The sequence below is a fragment of the Arthrobacter sp. 10T413_2 genome (assembly GCF_056394205.1).
Genome location: NZ_JBFTHK010000041.1, coordinates 21870 through 30244 on the forward strand (window position 1 = coordinate 21870; position 8375 = coordinate 30244).

Here is an 8375-nt window from a genome sequence, read left to right on the forward strand (position 1 = left end):
CCCGCACCGCCCCCGGCACGCAGCCCTCGCGCTCCTGGGCTGCGCTGTCCTGCTCACTCCCGCCCACCCGCCGGCCTGCGCGCAAAGACGGGCAAAGAATGGACATGCCCCACGGTMCACGCCGTCAGCGCAGGACATGCCCCACGGTCCCGCCAAGGGCTGGGCACAATGCCAAACAGCCCAATCCTCCCCGCGAAAAACCCAGTCCTCCCCGCGAAAAATGAGCATGTCCCGCCGGAGATAGCAGGGGAAACGGGGTGAAAACAGGCCAATTCGGGGCACACTCAATCGTCAGGTAAACTTGCTGACGGCCCCTCATGTGGCGTCATCCTGTTGAACTCCCCCAGGACCGGAAGGTAGCAAGGGTAAATGGGCTCTGGCGGGTGCATGAGGGGTCTTTTATGTCTGTGCCGATTGGTAGGGTTAAATCTGTGACTGTTACTACCGCGCTCTACCGTCGATACCGCCCCGATTCATTCGCGGACGTCATCGGGCAGGAACACGTCACCGAGCCGCTGATGACGGCCCTGCGCAAGAACCGCGTCAACCACGCCTACCTCTTTTCCGGCCCCCGCGGCTGCGGCAAAACCACCTCGGCCCGCATCCTCGCCCGCTGCCTGAACTGCGCCGAGGGCCCCACAGACACCCCCTGCGGGAAGTGCCCCAGCTGTGTCGAGCTCGCCCGCGGCGGCTCCGGCTCCCTGGATGTCATCGAGATCGATGCCGCCAGCCACGGCGGCGTGGACGATGCCCGCGACCTCCGCGAGCGGGCCACGTATGCCCCGGTCCGGGACCGTTACAAGATCTTCATCATCGACGAAGCCCACATGGTCACCTCGGCCGGCTTCAACGCCCTGCTCAAGATCGTCGAAGAGCCGCCGGAACACATCAAGTTCATCTTCGCCACCACGGAGCCGGACAAGGTGATCGGCACCATCCGTTCCCGCACGCACCACTACCCCTTCCGGCTGGTACCCCCGGAGCCCCTCATGGCGTACCTGGAGCTACTCTGCACCCAGGAGAACGTCCCCGTGGCGCCCGGAGTGCTCTCGCTCGTTATCCGCGCCGGCGGCGGTTCCGTCCGTGACTCCCTGTCCGTCCTGGACCAACTCATGGCCGGCGCCGGACCAAACGGCCTTGACTACGAGCTCGCTGTCGCCCTCCTGGGCTACACGCACGCCTCGCTGCTGGACGACGTCGTCGAGGCCGTCGCAGCGTCCGACTCCGCCACGGTGTTCCGCGCGGTGGACCGGGTCATCCAGACCGGCCACGATCCGCGCCGCTTCGTCGAAGACCTGCTCGAGCGCTTCCGCGACCTCATCATCGTCCAGGCGATGCCCGAAAGCGCCCAGTCCATCCTCCGCGGCATACCGGCGGACCAGATCGCCCGGATGCAGAACCAGGCGCACAATCTCGGGGCGGCCGAGCTCTCCCGCGCCGCGGACGTCACCAACACGGCGCTGACGGACATGACCGGGGCCACCTCGCCGCGCCTGCATCTGGAACTGCTGTGCGCCCGCATCCTGCTTCCCAGCTCCGAACAGACCGAACGCGGCATCGCGGCCCGKATCGACCGCGTCGAGCGCCGTTTGAACTACGCCGGGAACGACGTCGGGACTCCTCTCGCCAGCGCCCCCGCCGTTGCGTCGGCCCCGCCTGCGCAGGCGGGGCCGCCCCCTGTCACCCAGCAATCCGCTCCCCAGGTCCCCGTTGCCCAGTCTCCCGGGGCGCCTGCTGACGCGGCCGCCACCACTGCTGCCGTCCCGCCACCAGTCGACCACGCGCCCGTTGACCAGCTACATGCCGCACAGGCGCCGGCCGCTGGCCTCGACGCCGCGCCGTCCCGACGGGACGAACCTGTCCGGGAACCGCTGACGGCACCGCGGGTCAGCACCAGCGACTGGCCCGTGGACGAACCCGCGGCTGCCAGCCGGCTCGCGTCCGCCCCAACGACGTCGCCTGCAGCCCCGCCCGTCGAGCCCGCCCCGGCGCCTGCTGCTGCCCCAGCGGCTGCTGCTCCGGAAGCGGCAGCAGCAGCACCGTCCGCCCCTGTACGGTCCGAGGCCGCCCCTGCCGCCGCAGCACCTGCCGCGGTTGCCCGCCCGGTGTCCGGCCCGGGCGCCGACGTCGAGGTCCTGCGACGTGCCTGGCCCGACATCCTGCAAACCCTCACCAAGATCAAGCGCAGCACCTGGGCGCTGGTGGAGCCCAATGCCCAGCTCGGCCATTTCGAGGACCACGTCCTGACTCTMGCGTTCACCACTCCGGGTCTGGCAGGCGCCTTCGGCCGCGCCGACCACGCCGAGAACCTCCGGCAGGCGATCCACAAGACGATCGGTATCGACTGCCAGATCCGGGCCGTCGCCGGCGGCAGCAACAGCCCAGCGAGCTCTGAGCCAAACCCAAAAGCGCCCGCTAGCCCGGAGACCCCGGCGACGTCGGCCGACGTCGCCTGGGGGCTGAGCCCGGMCCCCCAGTCCCCTGCGCCAACGTCACCGTCGCCGTCCGAGGCATCCGCCGAAGCCGTCCCCGCGGCGGCGCCGGTACGTGTTCCGGCCGCCTCCACGCCGGCTGCGGAACCTGCCCCGGCCCCGGCGGCCGGCCGCCCCGCTCCKGCACCGGAAGCGCGGACGCMTGTGCCGGCAGTCCGGACTGAGGCTCGCGCCGCCGAAGAGGCCGTCCGACCGGACGGCCCTTCGGAGCCTTCCGGATCCTACGCCTACCCTGACGACGACTGGGGACCGCCCCGGGATGAAGACGCCCCGCCGCTGGACGAAGAACCCCCCATGGACTGGGACCCTTCCCCCACCGCCGCGCCGCGCCGCGCCGCCGAGTCCCCAGCCCCAACTCCTGTCCGGAAATCCCCGKCCCCGGCTCCGTCCCATGCCGCCGGCTCCGCGGCCGGAGGCATGCCAGGAGGCCCGGACACCTCGGCCAACCCATCGGCCGACCCGTGGGCCCGCGCCGTCGAGCAGTCGCCCGGCATCTGGACGATCGGCACGGAGTCCAACGTCGGCCGGCACGCGACGCCGGATCCCGAGCCCTCGGCACCGGAGCCCGCACCGGCGCCGGTGTACTACGAGCCGGCGGCTGCACAGATCCCGGAATATGCGGGCGTCGTGTCCGGACCGTCCGGACTGACGTCGGAACAATTTTCTGCAGTTGCGCCCGTCCCGGCATCGGCCGKCCCGCAGGCTGCCGCGCCATCCGCGGCCCCCGCAGCCCCGGCCCCCGCAGCTCCGGCCGTTGCGGTGACCGCGGTTCCCGAGGCTGCCACTACGACGGGGCGGCAGAGCCTGTACCAGCGGCTGTCGAACAGCCCGGAGGCCGAAGCCGGCCGGGCAAAAGCCCCCGCCCGCGCGGCCGCCGMAACCACCGTCTACGTGCAGGACATTCCGAGCGCCGACGATGAAACGATCGAGGAATCGGGTGTCTTCGGCCGGGCCGCCGTCGAGCGTATTCTGGGCGGGAAACTGGTGGAGGAACGCTCCCTGGACGGAAGCCCGCTGCCGCCCCGCTTCTAGCAGATCCCCCGCCGGCTGGCCCCGGCCCCATTCCAAACGAACGAGGACATTGTGTACGAAGGTGCAGTTCAAGAGCTGATCGATGAGCTCGGACGCCTTCCCGGAGTCGGGCCCAAGTCTGCCCAGCGGCTGGCCTTTCACATCCTCGAGGCGGATCCGCAGGACATGAAGCGGCTCGTCGACGCCATCACCACGGTGAAGGAACGGGTCAAGTTCTGCACGGTCTGCGGGAACGTGACGGAGCAGGAACTGTGCAATATCTGCCGTGACCCGCGCCGGGACCCATCGGTGATCTGCGTCGTCGAAGAGTCCAAGGATGTCCTGGCGGTGGAGCGCACGCGATCGTTCCGAGGCAGGTACCACGTGCTGGGCGGGGCGATAAATCCCATCGCCGGCATCGGCCCGGAACAGCTCCGGATCCGTGAGCTGCTCACCCGGCTCAACGACGGCGCCATCCAGGAAATCATCATCGCCACCGACCCCAACCTTGAGGGCGAGGCCACGGCGACATACCTGGCCCGGATGCTCAAGTCGATCGGGATCGCCGTCACCCGGCTCGCGTCCGGCCTGCCCGTGGGCGGGGACCTCGAATACGCCGACGAAGTCACGCTCGGCAGGGCCTTCGAGGGACGCCGGAACGCGCTGAGCTAGATAACTAATCCCGGCCCGCAGGACGTGTCCGGCGGCCGGGACCGGGCATGGGCACAACGCACCCATGCCCACCCCCGGCCGCGAAGAATGAGCACGTCCGGTGAAGGCCCGGCAAATCTCTCTCTCGCTTTCGCGATGGCGCTACCGGCTGGACCGAGGCTGGCTTCCCCCCGACCACCGGACATGTCCCGCGGCCGGGAGCGGGAATGGACACAATGCCCATATGCCCACCCCTGGCCGCGAAGAATGAGCATGTCCCCCGGGGACGGGAGAGCATGCCCCTTCCTGGTCCGCAGCGCTGAGCATGTCCGGGGGAATCGCTCCCGCTGAAAGGCCCGGTTGTCTACTATTMGGTCACAATTCAACGGCGCAGGGCGCTCGGCGATAAACTGGGAGGAGAAGTTACGCCGTCGCGCCGTTTGGTTGCCTGGCCCAGAACCCCGATGATCCAGTGAGGGTGCGCGAATGAGTTTGCCCACTACCGAAGTCCAGCCCGGATCGCAGCCGCAGACGCTGCCCGTCTCGGCCGCCACCACCAAGCACCTTGTCGTGAAGAAGTTCGGCGGTTCGTCGGTGGCGGACGCGGAGGGCATCAAGCGCGTCGCGCGCCGGGTCGTGGACGCCCACAACGCCGGCGACGAGGTCGTCGTCGTGGTCTCCGCCATGGGAGACACCACCGATGAGCTCCTTGACCTCGCCGGCCAGGTGACCGATTCCGCCCCGGCCCGCGAAATGGACATGCTCCTTTCCGCCGGGGAACGCATCTCCATGGCGCTGCTGGCCATGGCTATCAACAAGTTCGGCGCCTCGGCCCAGTCCTTCACCGGCTCGCAGGCTGGCATGATCACCGACGGCATCCACGGCAAGGCCCGGATCATCGACGTCGACCCGCACCGCATCCGCACCGCCCTGGACAAGGGACACATCGCGATCGTTGCCGGCTTCCAGGGCATGAGCCGCACCACCAACGAGATCACCACGCTCGGCCGCGGCGGTTCCGACACGACGGCGGTGGCCCTCGCCGCGGCGCTCGACGCCGACGTCTGCGAGATCTTCACCGACGTCGACGGCGTCTACACGGCCGACCCGCGCGTGGTCCCGTCGGCCCGCAAGATCGACCGCATCTCCAGCGAGGAAATGCTGGAGCTGGCCGCCTCGGGCGCCAAGATCCTGCACCTGCGTTGCGTCGAATATGCCCGCCGCTTCGGGGTACCCTTGCACGTCCGTTCCTCATTCAGCCAGAACGAAGGCACCTGGGTCCTGCCCGGCGCCGACGACAAGATCACGACCCAAGAGGGAGTTGCCTTGGAGCAGCCAATCATCTCCGGTGTTGCACACGATCGTTCCGAAGCCAAAGTCACGGTTGTCRGCGTACCTGACATTCCCGGCAAGGCCGCCGCGATCTTCCAGGTCATCGCGGACGCCCACTCCAACATCGACATGATCGTCCAGAACGTMTCCACCCACGGCACGGGCCGGACCGACATCTCCTTCACCCTCCCGATCGTCGAGGGGGCCGAGGCCCTTGCCGCGCTGCACGCCGCACAGGACCGGATCGGCTTCGAGAGCATCGAATACAACGAGAAGATCGGCAAACTTTCGCTGATCGGCGCCGGCATGCGCTCCCACCCGGGGGTCTCCGCGCGCTTCTTCGCGGCCCTCTCGGAGGCCGGAATCAACATCAACATGATCTCCACCTCGGAGATCCGCATCTCGGTGGTCACCCACGCGGACCTGCTCGACGACGCCGTCCGCGCCATCCACAGGGCGTTTGACCTCGACAGCGAGGACGAAGCCACGGTGTACGGCGGCACCGGCCGCTAACCGGCAACCGGCAACCGGCAACCAAGGGACACCACAAGCCGGCTGCGGGCCGGTAGCGGAATTCCAGCCCGCATGGTCATGAGGAAGGGAGCGGCCAGCGCCGCTCCCTTCCTCGTTTCTCCGCACCCCTCTGTCCGGCGTGTCCGGGCGGCCACGGCCGCCCTGATGCCGGACCGGGCTCTCAGACCTCTTCTTTCCAGAGATCCGTTTTCCGGACAGCGTAGTGGTGTCCATGCGAGTCTGTCTCGACCTCGAAGCCTGCCAGGTCTTCTTCCGAGGCGTGCTCGTAGTCATCATGATGGTGAACGACAGGCGCCGCAGTGTCGCCCCGGTTGGCGGGTCCGAACAGGAGCCTCAGCTTGTCGGTCTTGTCCATAAAAGCTTTGACCGCACGTGTCACTAGTCCCACCCCCTTTCTTCGTCGCGGGTGGTTCAGGATGCTGCACAGCGGTGTGTCAGTGTCCTCATTTTACGCCCGACGGCGGCAAAAGGCCMGGGTCGGATACCGGTAAAACACGCCTAGCGCAGGGACTTGTCCTCCGGGTTGCGGGGCACCACATAGGTGCTGCCGTCGGGCCGGTGCATGGTCTCCCACTGCGCGGTCTCGGCCTCCCGCATCGCCAGCAGCCGCCTGTTCTGCTCGGTCATCTCGTGGCCGAGGGAACTGCGGTTGGCCGGCCCGAAAATCATCCGAAGCTTTCCGGTGGCCCGCATGAACCTCTGGGCGCCGTTTTCCTTGGCCATGGCTATCCTTTCCTGGGAACAAGACAATGCTCCCAGTGTACGCTAATCATTAGTGCACTAATCATTTGAAGGAGTCGGTGTGACCGAAGGAACCCCAGCAAACCAGGCAGCCCGCGTCCCGCAGGGCACGGGGGACTCCCAAGCGGCACAGGATGACCTCCTCCTGGAACAACAGCTCTGTTTCGCCCTGACAGTGGCCTCCCGGAGTGTGGTGGGCGCCTACAAACCCGTCCTGGACAAGCTCGGCCTKACCCACCCGCAGTACCTCGTCATGTTGTGCCTCTGGGAGGCCAGCCCCCGGTCCGTCCGGGACATCAGCGACGCCCTGGCCCAGGAGCCGGCCACCATCTCGCCGCTGCTGCGCCGGCTCGAAACCGCCGGGTTCATCACCCGTCAGCGGATGGAAGGCAACGAACGCACGCTGGATGTCCGTCTGACGCCCCGCGGGGCGGCCCTCCGGGAGCAGGCCACCGAAGTTCCGGGCATCATGATGGCGCGGCTGGGGCTGACGCGCGAGCAGGTGAGGCAGCTGCACGCGTCCATGATGGACCTAATCGCCGCCACCCGGCCCGACCCGGAAGACGCACCCCGGCGGTAGACTGGGCAAAACTGAGGAGGACTGCTGATGCGCACTCGATCGGGCCGCCCGGCGCTTGTTCTGGCGGCCGCCCTGATGGCCGCGGCCGGACTGGCCGCGTGCACGCCGAACAGCGGCCCCGCACCATCCCCCTCAGCCAGCACGACTGCGGGAACATCCTCCAGCTCCCCGACCGGCTCCCCGTCGCCGGAGACTGAGACGACGTCCCCGGCCCCGTCGCCCTCCGCGGCCCCGCTGCCGTCCGGCCCGGGACAGGGGAACGCCGAGCTCGCCATCATGATTAAGCCGACCGAAACCGCCGCCCCGACCAACTTCACGCTCGTGTGCCAGAATGGGGTTCCGGCGGCCGAAAGCCAGCACCCCAACCCTGCCGCAGCGTGCCTCGCCATCAAGAACAACCCGTCCATCCTCAGCCCCGTTATCGACAAGGACCGGGCCTGCACCCAGCAGTACGGCGGTCCGCAAGTCGCGACCGTCACCGGCGTCGTGGACGGGCGGCAGGTTCAGGCGACCTTCAGTTTGAAGGGCGGCTGTGAAATCGCCGCGTGGAACGCCGCCAAGGACGTCCTGGGCTCATCCGGCTGGCCGAGTTAAGCCCGTGCACCTCCAGCAGGAAGAGTGGCTGCCACGCCAGGCGGCCCACCAGCAGCGCGTCCGCCGCTATGCCGATCCTTACCTTGAGCGGCGCTCCGCCGGCGGGAAGCACCCGGTGGAAGACTTCCTCTTCACCTACTACACCCAGAAACCCGGCCAGCTGCTGCGMTGGCACCCGGGCGCCGGCGTCGTGCTCTCCGGGCCCGAGGCAGCGGCGCGGACCGGCTGGAAGTATTACCGCGCGGCCCACGGCGCCGAACTCGCCGCCGCCGGGCTGCCGGCGGACTCGCCGGCCGTGACCGTCGACGTCGACGCCTTCCTCCGGGATCGGCGGGAGGCGCTGCAGTTCGCCGGAATCATTCTCGCCGGGACTGCTGCGCGGGCCGCCCAGTTCGGCTGCTTCGGGCTGCACGAGTGGGCCATGGTCTACCGGCAGGACA

Annotated in this window: 7 protein-coding genes, 1 other RNA gene and 1 pseudogene; 7 read left to right on the forward strand and 2 right to left on the reverse strand. The window is 68.5% G+C overall.

Annotated elements, in window-relative coordinates; translation table 11 throughout:
- Positions 1-306: 306 nt before the first annotated feature.
- The 4 genes from ffs (at position 307) to AC1DBQ_RS09215 (ending at position 5999) form a co-directional block, all read left to right on the forward strand.
- Positions 307-403: signal recognition particle sRNA small type (gene ffs, locus AC1DBQ_RS09200), an RNA gene on the forward strand.
- The gene (locus AC1DBQ_RS09205; RefSeq protein ID WP_476928212.1) at positions 402-3524 is read left to right on the forward strand and encodes a DNA polymerase III subunit gamma and tau; all 3123 of its coding nucleotides are present in this window, start codon (positions 402-404) and stop codon (positions 3522-3524) included. Before ffs ends, AC1DBQ_RS09205 begins: the two co-directional genes overlap by 2 nt.
- A 51-nt stretch (positions 3525-3575) precedes the next feature.
- Positions 3576-4175, forward strand: a complete 600-nt coding sequence (gene recR / locus AC1DBQ_RS09210; protein ID WP_090579574.1) for a recombination mediator RecR — start codon at positions 3576-3578, stop codon at positions 4173-4175.
- 465 nt (positions 4176-4640) lie between these two features.
- Positions 4641-5999, forward strand: a complete 1359-nt coding sequence (locus AC1DBQ_RS09215; RefSeq protein ID WP_476928213.1) for an aspartate kinase — start codon at positions 4641-4643, stop codon at positions 5997-5999.
- A 181-nt stretch (positions 6000-6180) separates the two neighbouring features.
- On the opposite strand, the gene AC1DBQ_RS09220 is transcribed toward AC1DBQ_RS09215, so the two are convergent.
- Complete coding sequence (locus AC1DBQ_RS09220) at positions 6181-6375, reverse strand: hypothetical protein (RefSeq protein WP_091255667.1); 195 nt, start codon at positions 6373-6375, stop codon at positions 6181-6183.
- A gap of 143 nt (positions 6376-6518) precedes the next feature.
- On the reverse strand, positions 6519-6743 hold the full coding sequence (locus tag AC1DBQ_RS09225) for a hypothetical protein (protein WP_116767150.1): 225 nt from the start codon (positions 6741-6743) through the stop codon (positions 6519-6521).
- Positions 6744-6906: 163 nt separating this feature from the next.
- Here AC1DBQ_RS09225 and AC1DBQ_RS09230 point away from each other — a divergent pair, with 163 nt between their 5' ends.
- The 3 genes and pseudogenes from AC1DBQ_RS09230 to AC1DBQ_RS09240 form a co-directional block, all read left to right on the forward strand.
- Positions 6907-7341: a MarR family winged helix-turn-helix transcriptional regulator gene (locus AC1DBQ_RS09230; protein ID WP_476928216.1), complete on the forward strand. Its 435-nt coding sequence runs from the start codon at positions 6907-6909 to the stop codon at positions 7339-7341.
- Between the two features lie 27 nt (positions 7342-7368).
- Positions 7369-7935, forward strand: a complete 567-nt coding sequence (locus tag AC1DBQ_RS09235; protein WP_476928214.1) for an SSI family serine proteinase inhibitor — start codon at positions 7369-7371, stop codon at positions 7933-7935.
- 4 nt (positions 7936-7939) lie between these two features.
- Positions 7940-8375: pseudogene (locus AC1DBQ_RS09240) on the forward strand (3-methyladenine DNA glycosylase); the annotation flags it as partial.